This is a genomic window from Ruegeria sp. BC3 (genome assembly GCF_056539265.1).
This window is the reverse complement of the sequence record NZ_JBQFUP010000005.1, coordinates 145321-165399: the sequence shown is the minus strand read 5'-3', so window position 1 is coordinate 165399 and position 20079 is coordinate 145321. Positions and strand designations below refer to the sequence as shown.

The window sequence follows — 20079 nt, the reverse complement described above, 5'->3', positions numbered from 1 at the left end:
CGTGGACCCCATCACGGTGGGGAACCGGCTGATGGCCTCGGGCGAGTATGAACTGGCTCTGACGGCCTTTACCCGCGCAGCCCTGGATCAGGGGATGACAACGCAGATTTTGACGTCGATGGGAACTGCAAATCTGGGCCTCAGACGCCTGGGTCAGGCCGAAGAGCTTTTGCGCCGCGCAGTCGAGGACGAACCGGATTGGCCCGTTCCGTGGAACAATCTTGGCGTTTTGCTGATGGAAAAGGGCGAATATCCCGAGGCGTCACAGATGTTTCGACGGGCATTTGCGCTGGACAATGGCGAAAGTGACGCAATCCTGGACAATCTGCGCTTAGCCCTCGCAAAAATGGAAAATCCTGTTAATACTACCCCGGAAAAACAAGAATATACACTGGAGCAGCAAGGCGACGGGCAATTTAAGCTGCGCAAGCTCCCGTAACATTGGCAAGAGCAGTAAGGGACGCAAAAAATGCGCCAACAATTCTTGATTCCGACGATGGTCATCTGCGGGCTGGTACTGTCCGCCTGCGAAAAAGAAACCGAAGAGGAAAAAGTCGAACGCACCTACCAAGAGGTGAACGTTATCGACGAAACCAACCTGAACGAGGTTCTGCTGACGGCTGCGGATCCCAATGAGGCCGTAACGTATTTCCAGGGCGCTGCCGCAAAGAACCCAGGCCGGATCGACCTTCAGCGTGGCCTTGCAATTTCCCTTTCCCGCGCGAAACGCACGACCGAGGCCGCATCAGCCTGGAAGAAAGTGACGACCATGAAGGGCGCCACAAACGTGGACAAGATCGAATATGCGGGGGCTTTGGTCAAATCCGGAGACTGGGCAAAAGCCAAAGCCACGTTGGATTCCGTGCCGCCCACATATGAAACATTTCAACGGTATCGCCTTGAGGCGGTTGTCGCGGATTCCAGAAAAGACTGGAAGCGCGCGGATCATTTTTACGAAACTGCAGTTGGCCTCACCACGCGCCCCGGAAGCGTGATGAACAACTGGGGTTACTCCAAACTAGCACGGGGTGATTTCACCGCCGCCGAACGTCTGTTCTCTGAGGCGATCCGTCAGGACAGCTCCCTGTTCACTGCAAAGAACAACCTGGTTCTGGCAAGAACTGCGCAGGGCAACTATAGCATGCCGGTTATTCCCATGAGCCAAGTCGAACGGGCGATGCTGCTGAATACGATGGGCATTTCGGCGGTTAAACAGGGTGATGTCACAACTGCGAAGAACCTGTTCCGCGAAGCCATCGCCACACACCCGCAGCATTATGAGGAAGCCGTCCGTTCGCTCCGCGCGCTCGAGGAAGCCTGATTCATGGAAATCCCAGCGACGGCAGCGGCGTGGTTTTTGCCATTTGTGTTACCGATCTGCTTTTACGTGGCCTTCACCGATCTGCGCAGCATGCTGATCAAGAACCATGCGGTCCTGGCTTTGACTGCGGTTTTTGTCGTCGTCGGGTTCTTTGTGCTGCCACCATGGGCGACTGAATGGACATCCTTTAGCATCGGTCCGATTGTGCTGACCTTGCCGCCCTACGTCTGGCAATTGCTGCACATCGTCGTCGTGCTGTTTCTGGGCATTCTCTTCAACGCGGCCGGCGCAATGGGAGCCGGCGATGCAAAGTTCTTGGCCGCGGCCTCAGCCTTTGTCTGGGTCGGGGATCTTGTCTTGGTGTGCGTCATCATGGCTTGCGCGATACTTGGTGCCTACATAACCCACAGGTTGGCACGATACACGCGGCTAAGGACCATTGCCCCGGATTGGGAAAGCTGGGATCGGGGCAAAAAGTTTCCGATGGGATTTCCCTTTGGGGCCAGCCTTGCGATCTATTTGATATTGGGTACTGTTTCCGGTTCCTAAACTATCATCAGTCCGCCTTTTCCGCGCCTTGGTACTGACACAAATCAGGTTAAGACTTTCTGCAAGCAGCCCTGAATTGGGGCTATTGGCGTGATTACTGGATAGACGGGCAACGCTCATGAATATGCAGACGACCTCGGTTATGGCCCCCCCTGCCCCCAAGGGCCTGGGCGAAATGAAACTGCCCATCGTTATGATGCGGGACATTCTGCTTAAGACAATGTTCCGCAAAAACGTGGATACGGTCAGTCAGGTCGCCGACGCGATTTGTTTGCCGGGGTCGGTTACTCAGGAACTGATCGACATCGCGCGCGAACAGAAACTGCTTGAGGCGACGGGTACGCTGAATGCCAACAGCGGTAACGAAATGGGCTATCAGCTTACCGATGCCGGGAAGGCCCGAGCGTTGGACGCTTTGAGCCAGTCCGAATACTTCGGCGCCATGCCGGTTCCGCTGGATGTCTATCGCGAACAGGTCAAGCGTCAGTCGATCCGGAACATTCAGGTCACCCGGGACCAGTTGACCGGAGCCATGGGCCATCTGGTTCTGCCCGACAGCCTGTTGGACCACCTGGGTCCCGCGGTCAGCGCGGGCCGGTCCATCCTGATGTATGGCCCTCCGGGCAATGGTAAATCCTCGATTTCAAACGGCATTCGCGATGCTTTGGGCGACAACGTCTATGTCCCGCGGGCGATTGAATATGCGGGTCAGGTGATCACCGTCTATGACCCGATCGTACACACAGCGATTGAACAAGAAGCCGACGACCCCAACAGCCTGCGTCGCCGCAAGCGGTTCGACACGCGTTACGTCCAATGTGAACGCCCAACCGTTGTGACGGGCGGTGAACTGTCGCTCAGCATGCTGGATCTGGTCTACAACCCGACCGCGCGGACTTATCAGGCTCCGCTGCAGTTGAAATCGACCGGCGGTATCTTCATCGTGGACGACCTTGGTCGTCAGCAGGAACCGCCGCAGGCGCTGATCAACCGTTGGATTGTTCCGCTGGAAGAAAACAAGGATATTCTGGGTCTGCAGTCCGGTGAGAAATTCGAAGTTCCGTTTGATACGCTGGTCATCTTCTCGACCAACTTCCACCCGAACGAAATCTTCGACCAAGCGGCCCTTCGCCGGATCTTCTTCAAGATCAAAATTGGTGGGCCGAACCAGGAAGACTTCCTGAAAATCTTCGCCATGGTCGCCCGCAAACGCGGCATGCCACTGGACGAAGCTGCTCTGGTGCATCTGCTGAAGGTCAAATACCCGACCATCAACAACGTTTATGCCAACTATCAGCCGATATTCCTGATCGACCAGATGATCTCGATCTGCGAGTTCGAGGGCATCCCTTATCAGATGAGCCCCGACCTGATTGACCGGGCCTGGGCAAACATGTTCGTCAAAGACGAAGTCATCGTAAAATAACGCCGTGCCATTTCCGGGGCAGGCCGGGTAGTCTGCGTCCATGACGCAGATTCCCGCCCGGATCACGGATTGGTTTGCCGCTAAAGGCTGGTCTATCCACCCGCACCAAAAGGATATGTTCGACCGGGCGGCTGACCCGGCGACTTTGCTGATCGCTCCCACCGGGGGTGGCAAGACGATGGCGGGGTTTCTGCCCACTCTGGCCGAGCTGGCCACGGATGCCCGCCCCGGCTTGCATACGATCTATGTCTCCCCGCTCAAGGCGTTGGCCGCGGATATACGGCGCAACCTGCGGGGTCCGGCAGATGAGATCGGGCTGCCCATTCGCATCGAAGATCGCACTGGTGATACTTCGGCCACGCAGAAAAAACGGCAGCGGGTCGACCCTCCGCATATCCTTCTGACGACACCGGAAAGCCTGGCACTGCTGACGTCTTATGAGGATGCCGGGCGCATGTTCGCGGATGTTCAGCGCGTCATCGTTGATGAAATTCACGCCTTGGCAGAAAGCAAACGGGGCGACCAGTTGATGCTGGCGCTGGCGCGCCTTCAAAGCCTTTGTCCCAATCTGCGCCGCGTCGGCCTATCCGCCACGGTCGAAGACCCTCAGACCATCGCGCGGTTCCTGGCCCGCAATCCCGATCCCTGCCACATCATTCAAGCCGATCCCGGACCCGATCCCGACATTCGCATGCTGGAAACGCAGGAAATGCCACCCTGGTCCGGGGGCGGCGCGGCTTACTCCATCCCTGCGGTGCTGGAGCAAATCAAACAGCACAAAACCACGCTGATCTTTCACAACACTCGCGCCCAGGCCGAGATTTTCTTTCACAACCTGTGGCTCGCCAATGACGAAGCTCTGCCCATCGGTATCCACCACGGCAGTCTGGACCGACAGCAGCGCGAACGCGTCGAAGCCGCGATGGTGCGCGGAGATTTGCGCGCGATTGTCTGTACCGGTTCTCTGGATCTGGGCATCGACTGGGGGGACGTGGATCTGGTGATTCAGATCGGCGCACCCAAGAACGTCAAACGACTGGTACAAAGGATCGGCCGCGCCAACCACCGCTACAATGCGCCGTCCAAAGCCCTTTTGGTTCCGGCCAACCGTTTCGAAGTGGTGGAATGCATCGCAGCGCTTGAGGCCGCCAAGGCCCATGATCTGGATGGAGACCCCCGAGGTGCCGGCCCCCGGGACGTGCTGTGTCAGCACATCCTGATCGCCGCCGCTGCCGGTCCGTTCGACGCAGACGCGTTGTTTGCCGAAATGACAACGGCAGGACCCTTCGCGGACCTTCGACGCGCCGAGTTCGACGCATGCTTGGATTTCTGCGCAACCGGTGGCTACGCCCTGCGGGCTTATGACCGCTGGCAGCGACTGCAACAGCGACCGGACGGCAGATGGCAACTCCGCGACCCTCGGGCAGCCACGCGCATTCGGATGAACCTGGGTACGATCCAGGACACTGACACACTCAAGGTCCGCCTAAAGCGCAATCGCGGCGGGAAACCCCTTGGCGAGGTCGAAGAGGCCTTTGCCGCCTCTCTCACGCCCGGAGACACATTCCTGATCGGTGGTCAGATTGTCAGATATGAGGGCCTTCGCGAAATGGTGGTCGAGGTCAGCCGCCGCGCTGACAAGAAGCCCAAAATCGCCACCTTCATGGGCACCAAATTCGCCACCTCGACGCAGCTGAGCGACCGTATTCTGCGCATGTTCGCCCAACCTGACTGGCCGCAACTGCCCGCGCATACGGCTGACTGGCTGGCGCTGCAGCGGGACATGTCCCGCCTGCCACAGCGCGACCGGCTATTGATCGAGAGCTTTCCCGATAACGGGCGTGAACACCTGTGTGTTTACGGGTTTGCCGGACGCAACGCGCAACAGACGCTGGGTCTGTTGCTGACCAAACGGATGGAGGAGACCGGGCTGGCCCCGCTTGGCTTCGTGGCCACCGATTATGCCACGCTGATCTGGGGCCTGGACGCGGTGACAGACCCGCGGCCCTTGTTTCAGCGCGACGCGCTACGCTCTGGGCTGGAGACATGGCTGGCGGGCAATGCGGTGATGAAACGCACCTTTCGCGCCTCGGCCACCATTGCCGGCCTGATCGAGCGCAATACGGGCGGTCAGCGCAAAAGCGGACGGCAAGCAATGTTTTCCTCGGACATCTTGTACGACACGCTGCTGAAATACGACCCAGATCACCTGTTGATGCAGATCACCCGCGAAGAGGCCATGCGCGGCCTAGTGGACTTTGGGCGTATTGAGGCGATGATCGACCGGATTGGCGACCGGATTGATCTGGTGCGGCTGAACCGGGTTTCGCCTTTGGCCGCACCTTTGTTTCTTGAGGTTGGAAAAGTCCCCGTCAAAGGCGCTGCCGAAGAACGCTTGCTGGCCGAAGAAAGCGCGCGCCTGCTGCAGGCGGCAGGCTTGGGTGGGGGATGATACCGCTTGCGCTAAAGCGCAAAAAAGGCAAAGAACGGATCATGAACGAACTGCCGTTTTCCTTTGCAGGGCAAGACCTGCGCGCCCTGGGCTCGGGTGCCCTGTGGTGGCCTGACCAATCCTTGCTGTGCGTCAGCGATCTGCATCTGGGCAAATCTGAACGCAAGGCACGGCGCGGCGGCCCGGCCCTGCCACCCTACGATAGCCGAGATACCCTGACCCGGCTGTCTGCCGACATTGACAGAACCGGGGCACAATCCGTCATCTGCTTGGGCGACAGTTTTGATGATCTGGACGCTTTGGCGGCCCTTGGGACATCGGAAAAGCTGACGCTGACCACTCTGCAGGCGGGGCGTCAGTGGGTCTGGATCGAAGGCAACCATGATCCGGGGCCAATCGATCTTGGGGGTACCCATCTGTCCGAATTCTCGGCAGGACCGTTGGTGTTCAGGCACATCGCCCTACCCGGCGCGGCAAGCGAGGTTTCGGGGCATTACCACCCCAAAACGCGGCTGAAAGCCCGTGGCCGGGTGATTACCCGCCCTGCATTCCTGCTGGACGATGCCAAGTTAATCCTACCGGCTTACGGCACGTACACGGGCGGCTTGCTGACTTCGGACACTACGCTGAACAAACTTATGAGCGACGGGGCAATGGCCATCCTGACCGGCCCGCATCCACATATCATCCCAATGCCGCGCTAGGATCAAATTACGCCGTCTTTTTCAAGCTGCGGCTTGTACTTCCGGCTGATGGGAACAAGGTCTCCGTTCACAAGTTTCAGATACGATCTGTCAGCCACCTTTTCGGTCCCAGCAACAGCGTCTTTAACAACCCAATGGGATCGGTGCGCACAATGTCCGAGCAGGGGTTCCATCTCGGCAACAGCATCGGTCAGACGGGATCGGATTGTGAACGTACCTTCGGACGTAACCACATCCACATAATGGTTGCGCGATGTCAGGCGATAGATTTGCCCCTGAAACGAGTCCGGCAACCGTCGCACAAGGCGTGGAGCCGGCGGCTGAATGGGTGTCGGCTTACTTCGCGGCTCCACTCGGCAAGTCAATACCAGACCGGCAGTAAACAATGTGCTGTACCCCACGATGCGCGCGACATCCGGCCCTGAATGGCCACCAATGAGAAACAGGGCATGCGCCAGTACCCAAAGCGATGGAATAAACAGCAGCAGAACGAACAAAGCGTACATCAGATCGCGTATCGGCAGGCTAGCGATGGCCTTGCTGTCATGGATGAGTTTACGAGCCAGCCACGTCGCGCTTAACGCGATGCCCATCACCCCCGCCCAGAACACAAAGGACAGGACGAAAGGTAGATCCGCCATAAGAAAAGGAGGGAAGGCGTAGGCCAACATTGGAAGGAAAACGAGACCAGCCACCACACGCTGGGGAGTCAACGGACTAAAAATCTGTCTTAGCTTTGACGACATACCAAACTGAACGCCACACTTAGGGGCCCAGCCAAACGCCCTAAATCAACCTACGGATACGCACTGTAACCAGCTGGGAAACCAGCGCTATCACGCGGCATGCAGACATTCAAACGTTAACAGAGGGGAAATTTTCGGCGAGTTCGTCACCCTCGCCTACACGCGCGCTTCGGCGGCACGAAAGTGGTTGGGGCCCGCATTCGCGCCCCAACCAAACAAATCAGGCGGTCAGCCCTTCGGGCTCTGGCAGCCCGTTTGATCGACAGCACGCTGTCAGAGTATTGGCCAACAGGCACGCAATGGTCATTGGGCCAACACCACCTGGAACGGGAGTGATCGCACCGGCACGCTCGGCCGCGCTGGCGTAGTCTACGTCGCCGACCAGTTTGTTCTTGCCGTCGCGCTCAATCCGGTTGATGCCCACGTCAATCACAGTAGCGCCTTCCTTGATCCAGTCGCCGGGCACCATCTCGGGGCGGCCAACGGCGGCCACGACGATGTCGGCCCGGCGCACCACGTCGGGCAGGTCCTTGGTGCGGCTGTGGGCGATGGTCACAGTGCAGCTGTCACCCAGCAGCAATTGCGCCATCGGCTTGCCGACAATGTTCGAGCGACCGATCACGACGGCATCCATGCCCGACAGCGAGCCGTGATAGTCGCGCAGCATCATCAGACAGCCCAACGGAGTGCAAGGAACCATCGACTTCTGACCAGTGCCCAGCAGGCCAACGTTCGAGATGTGGAAGCCGTCCACATCTTTGGCCGGATCAATCGAGTTGATCACCAGATCTTCGTTCAGGTGCTTGGGCAGCGGCAGCTGGACCAGAATGCCATGAACTGCGGGATCGTTGTTCAGCTTGTCGATCAAGGCCAGCAGGTCGTCTTCGGACGTATCGGCGTCCAGCTTATGCTCGTATGAGTTCATGCCGACCTCAACGGTCTGCTTGCCCTTCGAGCGCACGTAAACCTGGCTGGCCGGGTCTTCGCCCACCAGAACCACGGCCAGACCGGGGGTGATGCCGTTTTCCTCTTTCAGCTTTGCGACCTGATCGGCCACTTGGGCGCGAACCTTGGCCGCAAAGGCCTTACCGTCGATAACCTGCGCTACCATCCTTTGATCCCTTCTTTCAAAAAACGGATCGGGCGCAGAAAGCGCCCGTGTCTTTAGTCGGGGCCGAGCACGCGTTCTTCGCGGGCAATCGACCAGTCTATCAAGATGCGCCAGAGTTTCTCGGCAAGATCAGGGTCCATACCCAACTCGTCAGAACTCTTGCGCACGCGCTGCACCACGTCTTCGACACGATCCGGGATGCGGGCGGGCAGCCCCTCGCCGGGTTTCAGCTGCGACGCGCGGTCAATGTAGCTTGCGCGCGTCACCAACAGTTCGATCAGTTGGCGGTCCAGCTTGTCGATCTGAGGCCGCAATTCCTGCATCGAGTGACAGTCTTGCGGCGGTATCAGAGTGGGCATTTTCTTCTCCTCACGGCCCGGGGATATCCCCGGACCACGAGATGTATCATTCGGGCGCTTAGAACAAGCCCTCGATCTCACCTGCGTCATTGAGGCAGATGGTTTCAGCCGCCGGTTTGCGCGGCAGACCCGGCATGGTCATGATCTCACCACAGACGACCACGATGAAACCGGCACCGGCGGACAGGCGAACCTCACGCACAGGGACCGAGTGGCCGGTGGGCGCGCCGCGCAGGGTTGGGTCGGTCGAGAACGAGTATTGCGTTTTCGCCATGCAGACCGGCAGGTTGCCGTAGCCTGCTGCTTCCCATTCCTTCAACTGGTTGCGGATTTTGTTGTCGGCCAGAACTTCGTCAGCGCGGTAGATACGCTTGGCGATGGTTTCGATTTTCTCGAACAGCGGCATTTCGTCAGGGTAGATCGGCGAGAAGTTCGCGCTGCCACCTTCGACGATTTCCACAACCTTCTCGGCCAGAGGCGCAGAGCCGTCCGAACCCAGCTCCCAGTGACGCGACAGGATCGCTTCGACGCCGTGCTCACCACAGTAGTCTTTGACCGCCTGAACTTCGTCGTCGGTGTCGGTGACGAAGTGGTTGATTGCGACAACGACCGGTACACCGAACGATTTCACGTTCTCGATGTGGCGACCGAGGTTTGCGCAACCCGCTTTAACGGCGTCAACGTTTTCCGCGCCCAGATCAGCCTTGGCCACGCCGCCGTTCATCTTCATCGCGCGCACAGTGGCAACCAACACCACTGCCGACGGAGCGATGCCCGCCTTGCGGCACTTGATGTTCATGAACTTCTCGGCGCCCAGATCAGCACCAAAGCCCGCTTCAGTCACGACATAGTCGGCAACTTTCAGAGCGGTCTTGGTCGCGATGACCGAGTTACAGCCGTGTGCGATGTTCGCAAACGGGCCGCCGTGGACAAATGCCGGGTTGTTTTCCAGCGTCTGCACCAGGTTCGGCTGCATGGCGTCCTTCAGCAGAACGGTCATTGCGCCTTCCGCCTTGATGTCGCGGCAGTAGACCGGGGTCTTGTCGCGGCGGTAGGCCACGATGATGTCGCCCAAACGCTTTTCCAGGTCTTTCAGGTCGTTTGCGAGGCACAGGATCGCCATAACTTCAGAAGCCACGGTGATGTCAAAACCTGCTTCGCGTGGGAAGCCGTTCGACACGCCGCCCAGCGAGGCGGTGATCTGGCGAAGGGCGCGGTCATTCATGTCGACCACACGACGCCATGCGACGCGGCGGGTGTCAATTTCCTGCTCGTTGCCCCAGTAGATGTGGTTGTCGATCATAGCCGACAGCAGCGAGTGCGCCGAAGTGATGGCGTGGAAGTCACCGGTGAAGTGCAGGTTCATTTCTTCCATCGGAACAACCTGCGCGTAACCACCACCTGCAGCGCCTCCCTTCATACCGAAGTTCGGGCCAAGCGACGCTTCGCGGATGCAGATCATCGCATTTTTGCCGATGCGGTTCAGGCCGTCACCCAGACCAACGGTGGTCGTGGTTTTGCCCTCACCCGCCGGGGTCGGGTTGATCGCGGTGACAAGGATCAGTTTGCCGTCTTCGCGGTCCTGAACCGAGTTGATGAAGTCCTGACTGACCTTCGCTTTGTCGTGGCCATAGGGCAGCAGATCATCGCTGGAGATACCAAGCTTGGCGCCGATCTCCTGAATCGGCTTCTTGTTCGCTTCACGCGCGATTTCGATGTCGGATTTATAGCTCATTGGGCAAGATCCCTGGTTGAATTCCTTGCAAATCGGCACAGCTGGGCCGGTGCTGGTCAATCCATACCGTTGTGCACAATCGCGATGGATAGAGATTCCGACATAATCATGCCGTGAAACGGCGTAGCGTCATTTCACCGGTTTCAAATCGGAAACACTTGACATTTATGGAGCCCATGCCCGTTGATCCGGCACGAACAGGGTCATCCGGTCACCCAATCGCAGTTGTCCGGGGCGTTCCACCCAGGCCGTTACGCCCCTGCGTCCTTGCGCGGCAGGCTTGAACGCAGCGCCATATCCTGGTTGATCCGCCTCGATCTCGCGGCCCGGAAGGACGCAGGGCCGGTTCTCCATATCCACTGTGATCGTTGCGCCGTCAGGGGCCTGCAGTCGCGAGGACGGCGGAATATGGGTAAAGTCAGGGATGCCGCGCAAAAGGATACTGACGCCGAGAAACGCGGGTTCCAAGCGGTCCATCCCCATCTCTTTTGCTGTGGCGTCCATTTCTTCGGCGGACAGAACCGACAGCTGACGCACGTTTCGTATCTCGGTGCCTTCAGGGTACAGGTTCTTTACGCGAACGCATGAGGCTCGGTTTTCCCCTTCGTGCCGCTCGCCTTTTCCTCCGGCGAAACCCAATTCCAGCACATCAACCGCTTGGGCCCGGATCGATCCGCCCACAGGCACGTGGCCCAGCCAGACAACTTCTCCGGTGAATTCAGTTTCGCGCAACACTGGCATTGGGCCGCCCCTTAGTTCAGCAAATCTTCAATCCCGCACTAGAAGGCAGACCAAACAGAATGAAAAGAAAAAAGACCCGGGACTATGCCCGGGTCTGATTGGTTTATGCCGATGGTTCCGGCTCCATCCCACCGTCGGGTGGGGTTTTCTTGATCTTGGTCTTCGGAATGGCCGTGACACTGGGCGCGCTACCCTCATCGGGCTTGTCACCTTCGTCATCGCCTTCGTTGGGCGACTCGCCATTCATCACGCGCTTGATCTCATCCCCGGTCAGAGTTTCATACTCCAGCAGACCTTGCGCCAGACGCTCCCATTCCTCGTTCTTGTCGGTCAGGATTTTGTGGGCGCGCTCGTAACCCTGCTGGATCAGACGCTTCACCTCTTCCTCGATCAGCTCTTTGGTATGAGCGGAAACCGAGAACCCGGCGGTGTTGCCCTGATAGCCTTCATGGGCTTCGGCATAGTCGATGTTACCGACCTTGTCCGACATGCCCCAGCGCATCACCATGGCGCGCGCCAGCTGGCTGGCCTGCATGATGTCGCCGGCGGGACCGTTCGATACGTGATCTTCGCCATATTTGATGACCTCAGCAGCCTTACCCGCCATTGTCATCGCCAACTTCTGCTCGCACTCATCACGGTGATAGTTCAGGCGGTCCATCTCAGGCAGCGAAACAACCATACCCAACGCGCCACCGCGCGGGATGATCGTCGCCTTGTAGACCGGATCGCACAGCGGCAGTTCCAGACCCACAACGGCGTGGCCAGCCTCGTGATAGGCTGTCTTTTCCTTCTGGTCCTGGGTCAGCACCATCGAGCGGCGCTCTGCCCCCATCATCACCTTGTCCTTGGCGTTCTCAAAATCTTCCATGGTGACAAAGCGACGCCCAACGCGGGCAGCCATCAGCGCGGCTTCGTTCACAAGGTTCGCCAGATCGGCACCCGAGAAGCCCGGTGTACCGCGCGCGATGATGCGAAGATCGACATCAGGGCCCAGAGGCGTCTTGCGCGCGTGTACGCCCAAAATCTTCTCACGGCCTTTGATGTCTGGGTTGCCGACGGTCACGTTCCGGTCAAAGCGGCCCGGACGCAGCAGAGCGGGGTCCAGAACGTCCTTACGGTTGGTGGCCGCTAGGATGATCACGCCTTCATTGGCCTCGAACCCGTCCATCTCGACCAGCAACTGGTTGAGGGTCTGTTCGCGTTCGTCATTACCGCCGCCATAACCGGCACCACGATGACGGCCCACGGCGTCAATCTCGTCGATGAACACGATACAAGGCGCGTTCTTCTTGGCCTGTTCAAACATATCGCGCACGCGGCTCGCACCAACACCCACGAACATCTCAACAAAATCAGAGCCCGAGATGGTAAAGAACGGCACACCCGCTTCGCCCGCAATCGCTCGAGCCAAAAGCGTCTTACCGGTACCCGGAGGGCCAACCAGCAGTGCACCTTTTGGGATCTTGCCGCCCAGACGCGAGAACTTCTGCGGGTTGCGCAGGAATTCAACGATCTCTTCCAGCTCTTCCTTGGCTTCGTCGATGCCTGCGACGTCATCAAAGGTCACGCGGCCATGCTTTTCGGTCAGCATCTTGGCCTTGGATTTGCCAAAGCCCATCGCGCCGCCTTTGCCGCCGCCTTGCATCCGATTCATGAAATAGACCCAAACGCCGATCAGCAACAGGAACGGCAACAGGGTGATCAGGAAGGACTGGAAACCGGACTGCTGCTGCTTTTCTGCACGAACGGGGATGTTCTCGTCGATCAGCAGTTTGGTGACTTCGGCGTCACCGGGTTTGATCGTCGTATAGTTCGCGCCGCTTTGGGTGGTATAGCGAATCTGTTCGCCATCCAGCGTCACGTTCTTGACTTCGCCCGCTTCAACTGCGGTGACAAAATCGGAATAGGTTCTTTCATTGCTCTGAAGCGTTCCGCCTGGTCCGCTGAACAAATTGAACAGTGCAAGGATCAGCAAAAACAGAACGACCCAGAAGGCGATGTTACGAGCGTTGCCCAAGGAAAATCTCCCAAAAGATTTCGGCAGGTGGGGGTCTGCCGGGTTGCTCTTTAAAATAGAGATGATTCAAGCAGGTTCAATGCGATAAAAAAGAAGAGTGAAACTGAGGCCAGTCTGGGGCCAATTCTGCGTGCCATCCGTTGGAAAAACCAGCATTTGGGGCCGCAACCAACTCATCAGCAACCCAAACGGCGGGTGAGGCCAGAAAAACTTGTCTTGGTTTGCCCAAGTTTCGCCAGTCTGGCACCTGCGGCAAGCCCGCTTCGCCCAGCGGACTGATTTGCGCATCAGCGACCAAAGGCCCCGTCACGATCCAGCGGTTGTCCCACTTCTGGCCTGGGCGCGTAACTTTGCCTTGGACGGCGTTTAGCTCTCTGCAAATCCACATCTTATTGCCCTGAGGCACCAACAGGCAGCCACCGATTGAGGTTGCAGTTCCCGTATCGATAGCCTGAACGGCCTGGTCGACCGCGCTCTGCCGGGGCGGATACCCTCGCCCTGCGATCCATCCGATACTGCCGACCACCAGCCTGCGCTTGATTTCTTGGGGCAGCGTTTGGAAGGCGGCCCGATCCAAACAAATGTCCCCGGCATCCACCTCTGCCATCGAACGGGCAGATTCCTGCGCAAAAACCTCTAAAGCCTCACGCGCTTGGGTCAGATTTTCTGCTACACGTGTCAACGAATGCGCCGTAATGCCCAAGTCCTTGAGGTCAGATAACACTTGCCGCGCCTTGATCCGATCAAACCGAATGTCCTGATTCGAGGGGTCATCGATCCACTCAACCCCCTGCTCCGTCAGATACGTGCGCAAGTCACGGCGAGTCACGCCAAGCATAGGCCGAAGCAGCGTCAGCCCGTCCCGCAATCGCTTCCCCCGTATTCCGGACAACCCAGTCACACCAGCGGCGCGGCCAAGGCGCATCAGGAACGTCTCGGCCTGATCGTCGGCGGTATGGCCAAGCGCAACTGCGCTGATGGCGTGGCCGCGGGCCCAATCTGACAGTAGCCGATACCGCGCCTGCCGCGCCTGGTCCTGAAGGTTGCCGTCACCATCCCACCCCGTCCAGACAAGCGTTTCATGCGGAATGCCCAGACGCCCTGCAACTGCGCTGACGTATTGCGCTTCGACCGCCGCTTCGGGGCGCAGACCGTGATCGACGGTTGCGGCGAACAGTGCCACCTGTTCGCTTTGGGCGATTTTGCTCATCAACAAAAGCAACGCAACTGAATCGCCGCCGCCTGAAACGGCGACGCCCAGTCGCGCTGGCAAGGTCTTGGGTAAACGCGCGCGAATCTCAGCGCGCAGTCTTTCCGCCTGTTCCGTCAAGAACAGCCCAGACTTACCATTTCCTGAGTGGCATTTGTTGCCGAGGCCGAACCCGGGAACCGCACGCCCACTTCGCTCAGAGTGATGCAGGCCTGATCGGTTTGACCCAAACGCCCCAGGGCCGAACCCAGTTGGAACAGTGCCTCGGGGGCGAACGTGCCTTCCGAGTCGCCGGTAAAGCTGGCGAGGAACGCCCGCGCTGCCTCTCGCGTGTCACCGAGCCCTACCAGGGCTTGACCGCGTTTCAGATTGGCTTCGGGGGCCAGCGGGCTGCCGGGATATGAAGTTTCGAAAGTTGCGAATTGTTCGGCCGCAGCTTGGAAATTGCCATCCGCCAAGGCCTGCGACGCGGTGTCAAAATCGGCTCTTTCTCCGACAGCCAGTTCACCTTGTTCGATCTGCGCAGGTTCTGCCGGAGCAATCGTCGCAGGCGCCGCCGCCGCGATGTCGCTGTCGCCGCCGAGGGTCGAGGTCTCACCCAAGGTGCTGAGATCGCCGCCTTCCAACTCGACTAGCCGGAACTCAAGGTCGCCGATGCGGTTGGTCCCGTCAGAAACGATGTTCTGCACCCGCTGGTTCAACTGCTCGGTCTGACGGGTCAGGCGCTGCAGCTCGGCTTCGATGGCGTCGACACGCTCGAGAACGGAACTGCCAGCCAGATTGGGCGCTGGCGTACCAGTGGTCGAGAATTCACGCTTTAAACGCTGAATTTCAACGTGCAGGACCGTCAGTTCCTGACGAATATCTGCCAGCGTTTGCTGATCCTGTGCATTTGCCACGCCAGCGGTCGCCACGACCGCCGCCAGAACCCATCCTGCAACTCGCATCATATTACCCCAAAGTTGAACCGGTCAGCACCGTCACCGCGCGGCGGTTTTTGGAATAGCAGTCCTCGGTGCTGCAAATCTCGATCGGGCGCTCCTTGCCATAGCTGACTGTGGTCAGACGGTTGCCCGCAACGCCACGAGAAATCAGAAACTCTCGCGCTGCATTCGCCCGCTTGGCCCCAAGGCCGAGGTTGTATTCGCGGGTGCCCTGTTCGTCAGCATGGCCTTCGATGGTGGCTACGAAATCCGGGTTGGCCAACAGCCAGTCGGCCTGCCCCTGAAGAACCGTCTGAGCCTGAGGGCTAAGGGTCGACTGATCCACTGCAAACAACACACGGTCACCGACCGTTTGCTGGAAATACGCAGGCGAGCGCGGATCGCTGGGCGAACCCGGCACGATCGAGCCGTTTCCGCCCGCTCCACCGCCCAGCGCCGATGGATCGTTGTTGGTACAGGCGGCCATTACGCCCAGCGCGCCCAATGCTATGACTTTGCCCAATACATTCATTTCAGGTGCCTCGTGGTTTTATCGCTTTGTTGCAGTCTTCGTTATCACAGTGCAGGAAATTTGTGAACTTTTCCAATCCCCTGCCCCAATCAATTCTGCAGCGGCCCCCAGGATGGGTCACTGCCCCCGTCCGGTGTCCGCACCGGGCGCAGGTTACGGCCCGAGATATCAACCGAATACAGTGTCGCCCGACCGCTTGCCCCCTGTGTTTCGCGGGTGAACATGATAACGCGACCGTTTGGTGACCAGGTCGGTCCTTCGTCCAGGAAGGATGAGGTCAGCAGGCGCTCTTCGCTGCCATCCGTGCGCATGACACCGATATGGAAGCGGCCCTTGTTTTGCTTGGTGAACGCGACCAAATCTCCGCGCGGTGACCAGACCGGGGTGCCATAGCGCCCCTGACCAAAGCTAATACGCGTCGCCTCGCCCCCGTTTGCGGGCATGATGTACAGCTGCGGCGTGCCCGAGCGGTCACTTTCGAACACGATTTGCGAGCCGTCCGGCGAATAGCTGGGCGCGGTTTCGATCGCGGGTGTGTTTGTCAGGCGTACGCTTTGACCCGAGGCCAGATCCATTTTCCACAGGTCGGTGTTGCCGCCATCAATCAACGAATAGACGATTGATTGGCCATCTGGCGAAAAGCGCGGAGAGAAGCTCATTGTGCCGCCCTGCGTGTTCAACTCAGTCCGCCGCACGCGGTCGACGTCCAGAACATAAATCCGCGGCTGGCCGGTCTCGTAACTGGTATAAAGCAAGCGATCGCCGGTCGGCGAAAAGCGCGGGGCCAGAACAATGGCCGAGCTGTCGGTCAGGTACTGAACGTTGGCCCCGTCATAATCCATGATCGCCAGACGTTTCTGACGCTGATCCTTGGGACCACTTTCCGAAACGAATGCAACGCGGCTGTCGAAATACCCGCCTTCGCCGGTCACCCGGCTATAGACCTGATCGGCCACTTTATGCGCCATGCGGCGCCAACCATCGGTCGTGCCGGAAAACTGCAGGCCATTGCCCAGCTCCTGCCCCGAAAACACGTCCCAGACCCGAAACTGAACGGTCAGCCGTTTGCCAGAAACGCTCACCGCCCCGGTCACCAGAGCCTCGGCATTGATCGCTTTCCAGTCTGCAAACTGCACGGGTGCTTCAAAGCTGCTGACCCGGCTGATGAACGCATCCGAGGAGATTTCGCGAAACAACCCGGTGCCGGTGAGATCCGCTGCGATTACGCGCGAGATGTCATTGGCGTATTGCGTTGCTGCCTGACCGTTTGGTACGAAGTTCGGCACCGCAAACGGCAAGGGTTCGATGATCCCCTGATCCAGTTCCAGACGCAGCGGTCCGTTTTGGGCATGCACCGGCGCTGCCAATAGGGTCAGGCCAAGCAACAGGCTGGTCAGAAATCTCATCATTTGATCCGCATCCTCTCGGGATTGAATGTAATCTCAATATCCCGCCATTGATCGTATTTGTCAGTAGGCAGGGTGTATCCTTTGGCCCCACAGCGCAAAATCGCTCGCCGGGCGGCCTCATAGGCCTGGTTGGCCGACGTCGCTGTCCCGCCGGAACTGTCAAGCATCCGCAGGCTGCCGCCAATCACTTTGCCGTCCGGGGTCAGCGAGAAGCCAACCACAACAACTGTTTGCAAGGCGTCTGTCGACAATGAGCCGACGTTCCAGCACTTGGATACGGCCAGCCGCATGGCGTCCTTTTCGCCGGCGGTCAAAGGTGGGCCAGACGGCTCATTGCCCTGCGCCAACGCTTCGGTCAGCGCATCTTCAATGGCAGCCTCATTGTTGGATTCGGGCTGCGTCGGCGTCGGTTCCTCCACCTCGGCCACTTCGGGCTCTGCTGGTGGTGTTGGTCGGCTCGGGCGCAGTGGCGGGCGAGGCGAGCTACGCGGCGCGTATTCCTTGGCCTCTTCCGCTTCGGTCACAATTTCATCGGTGGCCTCTTCCGGCGCGGTCTGGTCTTGCTGCTCTTGTTGAGTCTCGGCCCCTTCATCCAGCGAAACGGCCGGGGTTTCGATGTCGTCCGGCGCAGCCTCTGGCGGTGGCGGTGCAACAGGTTCCGGCGCGACCTTGTCGGCAGGGCGCGGCTGCGCCTCGGGGCCTGGCGGCACGGGCAAGAGGGTGGCTTCGGGCTCAGGGGCTTCCAGTTTAGGGGGTTGTTCTATCTCAATCGGTTCGGGCGGTGGAGCCAGCGGTTCGGGCTGAAGCTCTGGCTCTGGTTCGGTCGGTTCGGAAACTTCGGGAGTCGGAGGCTCTTCCTCGACCGGTTCTGGCGTGGGTACGTCCTCTGTGGGTGCTTCGGGTTGCTGCAGGGCGGCAGGCGTCGGCACTTCAGGAGCCTCACGTTGCGCGGTCATTGCCGCAAACTGCTCGGCTGAAATGACCGAGACATCCTGAACAGGCATAGGCAAGGGTTCGGACCGGAAGGTGCCGCCAAACAGAGCCCAGGAAATCAAACTGACATGGGCTATTGCCGAGATCTTGGTGCCGGTATCCACCGCGCGGCCTCACTCTCCACCTTCGTCCAGCGCGGGGCCGCCGGTATCGGTCACAAGCCCCACATTGGAAAACCCACCCGCGTTCAGCGCGCCCATGACCTGCATCACCTGCGCGTAGGGGATCGCACCATCGGCACGCAGGAACACGCGGTCACTGCTCCGCTCTGCCGCAATAGCACGCAGTTTACCAATCAACTCTTCGCGCGCGACGTCTGTCGTCTGGATTTGAACCCGTCCATCTGCGGTCATTGTCACTGTCAGCGGCTCTTCATTGTCGCCTGGCAACGCGCTTGCAGCAGTCTTTGGCAGGTCCACCGGAACACCAACGGTCAGCAACGGCGCGGCCACCATAAAGATGATCAGCAACACCAGCATGACATCCACAAAAGGCGTCACGTTGATCTCGGCCATGGGCTGCGCGCGACCGCGACGGCGACCGCGCCTGCGCCCGTTTCCGCCTCCGTTCTGCTGAACCGCCGCGCCCATGTTAGCTGTCCAATTGACGCGACAGGATGGTGGCGAATTCGTCGGCAAAGGCCTCATAGCCGCCGACGATCCGGTCACTGTCCGCGCTGAGCTTATTGTAGAAAATCACCGCCGGGATCGCCGCCAACAGGCCCAGACCCGTGGCCAGCAGAGCCTCGGCGATACCGGGTGCCACAACGGCCAGGTTGGTGTTCTGCTGCTCGGCAATCTCGATAAAGGCGTTCATGATACCCCAGACAGTACCGAACAGCCCGATAAACGGCGCGGTCGAGCCGACTGTGGCCAGAATAGACAGACCTTTTTGCAGCCCCTCAGCCTCTTTCGCGATCGCCACATCCATCGAACGGTCGATCCGCGCAGTCGCCCCAGCGATCAGCCCACCATCCGTGCGATGAGAGCGGCGCCACTCGATCATACCGGCCGCAAAGATCTTTTCCGAACTGCCATCAGGTTGGGCGCCCATTTGTTCGAAAAGCTCATCCAAAGGGTTGCCAGACCAGAAAGACTCATCAAACACCTGCGCTTCGCGTCGGGCGGCACGATAATTGATCAGTTTCTGAATGATAATCGCCCAGGACCAGATGGATGCGCCGATCAGCATCAACATCACCAGTTTGACGATAAAGGTCGCGCGGGCATACAGCCCCCACATGGAGAAATCGATCTCCTGCGCCAGCGCCAGCGTTTCAGCTTCCATGAACCTGCTCTTTGTTTTTTGCCTGACGGCCGTTTATTTGGCCTTGTTTTGCCAAACGCTAACGCAGTTGGTTATGAAAAGCCAACATAACCACCCCAGACCGCCAAATTGTTACATCAATGCGCGAATCTCTGCCGGAAGGCGCACCGGTTTGCCCTCTTGGTTCATGCAGACGGCGGTCACCGAAGCACGAAAAACCTCGGTCTCTCCACGTTTGACCAGCTGCCCCATCGTGAGCCGCACGCCCGAAATGGATGACACCCAGGATTCAACGATCAGCTCATCGTCGAACTTTGCTGGCGTCAGATAATCGGCCTCGATCCGTCGGATAACCCAGACGATCCCACCATCGCGCATGGCATTCTGATCATTGCCCAGACCACGGACATAGTCCGACCGCGCACGTTCGATATATTTCAGATAGTTCGCGTGATAGACCACCCCACCCATATCCGTGTCTTCATAATAGACCCGGATCGGAAAGATGTGTTTGTGGGGCGCGTCCGCGGTGTTGGCCATTGTGTCAGGTCCGGTCCTTCTCGAGGGCGCCTTCAAATCCGG

General features: G+C 59.0%; 20 protein-coding genes. 6 read left to right on the top strand and 14 right to left on the bottom strand.

Annotation, left to right across the window (positions count from 1 at the left end):
* Position 1: 1 nt before the first annotated feature.
* The 6 genes from ACR0MV_RS15380 (at position 2) to pdeM (ending at position 6452) form a co-directional block, all read left to right on the top strand.
* The gene (locus tag ACR0MV_RS15380) at positions 2 to 439 is read left to right on the top strand and encodes a tetratricopeptide repeat protein (RefSeq protein ID WP_367647687.1); all 438 of its coding nucleotides are present in this window, start codon (positions 2 to 4) and stop codon (positions 437 to 439) included.
* 30 nt (positions 440 to 469) lie between these two features.
* Positions 470 to 1321, top strand: a complete 852-nt coding sequence (locus ACR0MV_RS15375; RefSeq protein WP_170426704.1) for a tetratricopeptide repeat protein — start codon at positions 470 to 472, stop codon at positions 1319 to 1321.
* A 3-nt stretch (positions 1322 to 1324) separates the two neighbouring features.
* Positions 1325 to 1870 carry a prepilin peptidase gene (locus tag ACR0MV_RS15370; RefSeq protein ID WP_170426705.1) on the top strand — a complete coding sequence of 182 codons (546 nt, stop codon included), beginning with the start codon at positions 1325 to 1327 and terminating at the stop codon, positions 1868 to 1870.
* 118 nt (positions 1871 to 1988) lie between these two features.
* Complete coding sequence (locus ACR0MV_RS15365) at positions 1989 to 3296, top strand: ATPase (RefSeq protein ID WP_170426706.1); 1308 nt, start codon at positions 1989 to 1991, stop codon at positions 3294 to 3296.
* A 40-nt stretch (positions 3297 to 3336) separates the two neighbouring features.
* Positions 3337 to 5748, top strand: a complete 2412-nt coding sequence (locus ACR0MV_RS15360) for a ligase-associated DNA damage response DEXH box helicase (protein WP_480702689.1) — start codon at positions 3337 to 3339, stop codon at positions 5746 to 5748.
* 41 nt (positions 5749 to 5789) lie between these two features.
* Positions 5790 to 6452, top strand: a complete 663-nt coding sequence (gene pdeM, locus ACR0MV_RS15355) for a ligase-associated DNA damage response endonuclease PdeM (RefSeq protein WP_480702687.1) — start codon at positions 5790 to 5792, stop codon at positions 6450 to 6452.
* Positions 6453 to 6454: 2 nt separating this feature from the next.
* Here the strand turns inward: pdeM and ACR0MV_RS15350 are convergent, their stop codons facing one another.
* From ACR0MV_RS15350 to ybgC, 14 genes are all read right to left on the bottom strand, one after another.
* Positions 6455 to 7045, bottom strand: a complete 591-nt coding sequence (locus tag ACR0MV_RS15350) for a LytTR family DNA-binding domain-containing protein (RefSeq protein WP_480702685.1) — start codon at positions 7043 to 7045, stop codon at positions 6455 to 6457.
* A 373-nt stretch (positions 7046 to 7418) separates the two neighbouring features.
* The gene (folD, locus tag ACR0MV_RS15345) at positions 7419 to 8309 is read right to left on the bottom strand and encodes a bifunctional methylenetetrahydrofolate dehydrogenase/methenyltetrahydrofolate cyclohydrolase FolD (RefSeq protein WP_170465559.1); all 891 of its coding nucleotides are present in this window, start codon (positions 8307 to 8309) and stop codon (positions 7419 to 7421) included.
* Positions 8310 to 8362: 53 nt separating this feature from the next.
* Complete coding sequence (locus ACR0MV_RS15340) at positions 8363 to 8668, bottom strand: chorismate mutase (protein ID WP_170426711.1); 306 nt, start codon at positions 8666 to 8668, stop codon at positions 8363 to 8365.
* A gap of 58 nt (positions 8669 to 8726) precedes the next feature.
* Complete coding sequence (locus tag ACR0MV_RS15335; protein ID WP_170426712.1) at positions 8727 to 10403, bottom strand: formate--tetrahydrofolate ligase; 1677 nt, start codon at positions 10401 to 10403, stop codon at positions 8727 to 8729.
* 165 nt (positions 10404 to 10568) lie between these two features.
* The gene (locus ACR0MV_RS15330; RefSeq protein WP_480702684.1) at positions 10569 to 11144 is read right to left on the bottom strand and encodes an MOSC domain-containing protein; all 576 of its coding nucleotides are present in this window, start codon (positions 11142 to 11144) and stop codon (positions 10569 to 10571) included.
* A 103-nt stretch (positions 11145 to 11247) separates the two neighbouring features.
* Positions 11248 to 13164, bottom strand: coding sequence for an ATP-dependent zinc metalloprotease FtsH (gene ftsH, locus ACR0MV_RS15325; RefSeq protein WP_170426714.1), 1917 nt, complete (start codon positions 13162 to 13164; stop codon positions 11248 to 11250).
* A gap of 76 nt (positions 13165 to 13240) precedes the next feature.
* Positions 13241 to 14494, bottom strand: coding sequence for a tRNA lysidine(34) synthetase TilS (gene tilS / locus ACR0MV_RS15320; protein WP_480702682.1), 1254 nt, complete (start codon positions 14492 to 14494; stop codon positions 13241 to 13243).
* Positions 14491 to 15321 carry a tol-pal system protein YbgF gene (gene ybgF / locus ACR0MV_RS15315; RefSeq protein ID WP_480702773.1) on the bottom strand — a complete coding sequence of 277 codons (831 nt, stop codon included), beginning with the start codon at positions 15319 to 15321 and terminating at the stop codon, positions 14491 to 14493. The genes tilS and ybgF overlap by 4 nt, the downstream gene beginning before the upstream one ends.
* A gap of 4 nt (positions 15322 to 15325) precedes the next feature.
* The gene (pal, locus tag ACR0MV_RS15310; RefSeq protein WP_170426716.1) at positions 15326 to 15829 is read right to left on the bottom strand and encodes a peptidoglycan-associated lipoprotein Pal; all 504 of its coding nucleotides are present in this window, start codon (positions 15827 to 15829) and stop codon (positions 15326 to 15328) included.
* A gap of 89 nt (positions 15830 to 15918) precedes the next feature.
* A complete protein-coding gene (tolB, locus tag ACR0MV_RS15305; protein ID WP_480702680.1) occupies positions 15919 to 17238 on the bottom strand; it encodes a Tol-Pal system beta propeller repeat protein TolB in 1320 nt (439 codons plus the stop codon).
* Positions 17235 to 18335, bottom strand: coding sequence for an energy transducer TonB family protein (locus ACR0MV_RS15300; protein WP_480702679.1), 1101 nt, complete (start codon positions 18333 to 18335; stop codon positions 17235 to 17237). The genes tolB and ACR0MV_RS15300 overlap by 4 nt, the downstream gene beginning before the upstream one ends.
* A 9-nt stretch (positions 18336 to 18344) precedes the next feature.
* The gene (gene tolR / locus ACR0MV_RS15295; protein ID WP_170426719.1) at positions 18345 to 18821 is read right to left on the bottom strand and encodes a protein TolR; all 477 of its coding nucleotides are present in this window, start codon (positions 18819 to 18821) and stop codon (positions 18345 to 18347) included.
* Between the two features lies 1 nt (position 18822).
* Positions 18823 to 19518, bottom strand: a complete 696-nt coding sequence (gene tolQ / locus ACR0MV_RS15290) for a protein TolQ (RefSeq protein ID WP_170426720.1) — start codon at positions 19516 to 19518, stop codon at positions 18823 to 18825.
* 111 nt (positions 19519 to 19629) lie between these two features.
* The gene (gene ybgC / locus ACR0MV_RS15285) at positions 19630 to 20037 is read right to left on the bottom strand and encodes a tol-pal system-associated acyl-CoA thioesterase (RefSeq protein WP_170426721.1); all 408 of its coding nucleotides are present in this window, start codon (positions 20035 to 20037) and stop codon (positions 19630 to 19632) included.
* Between the last annotated feature and the right edge of the window lie 42 nt (positions 20038 to 20079).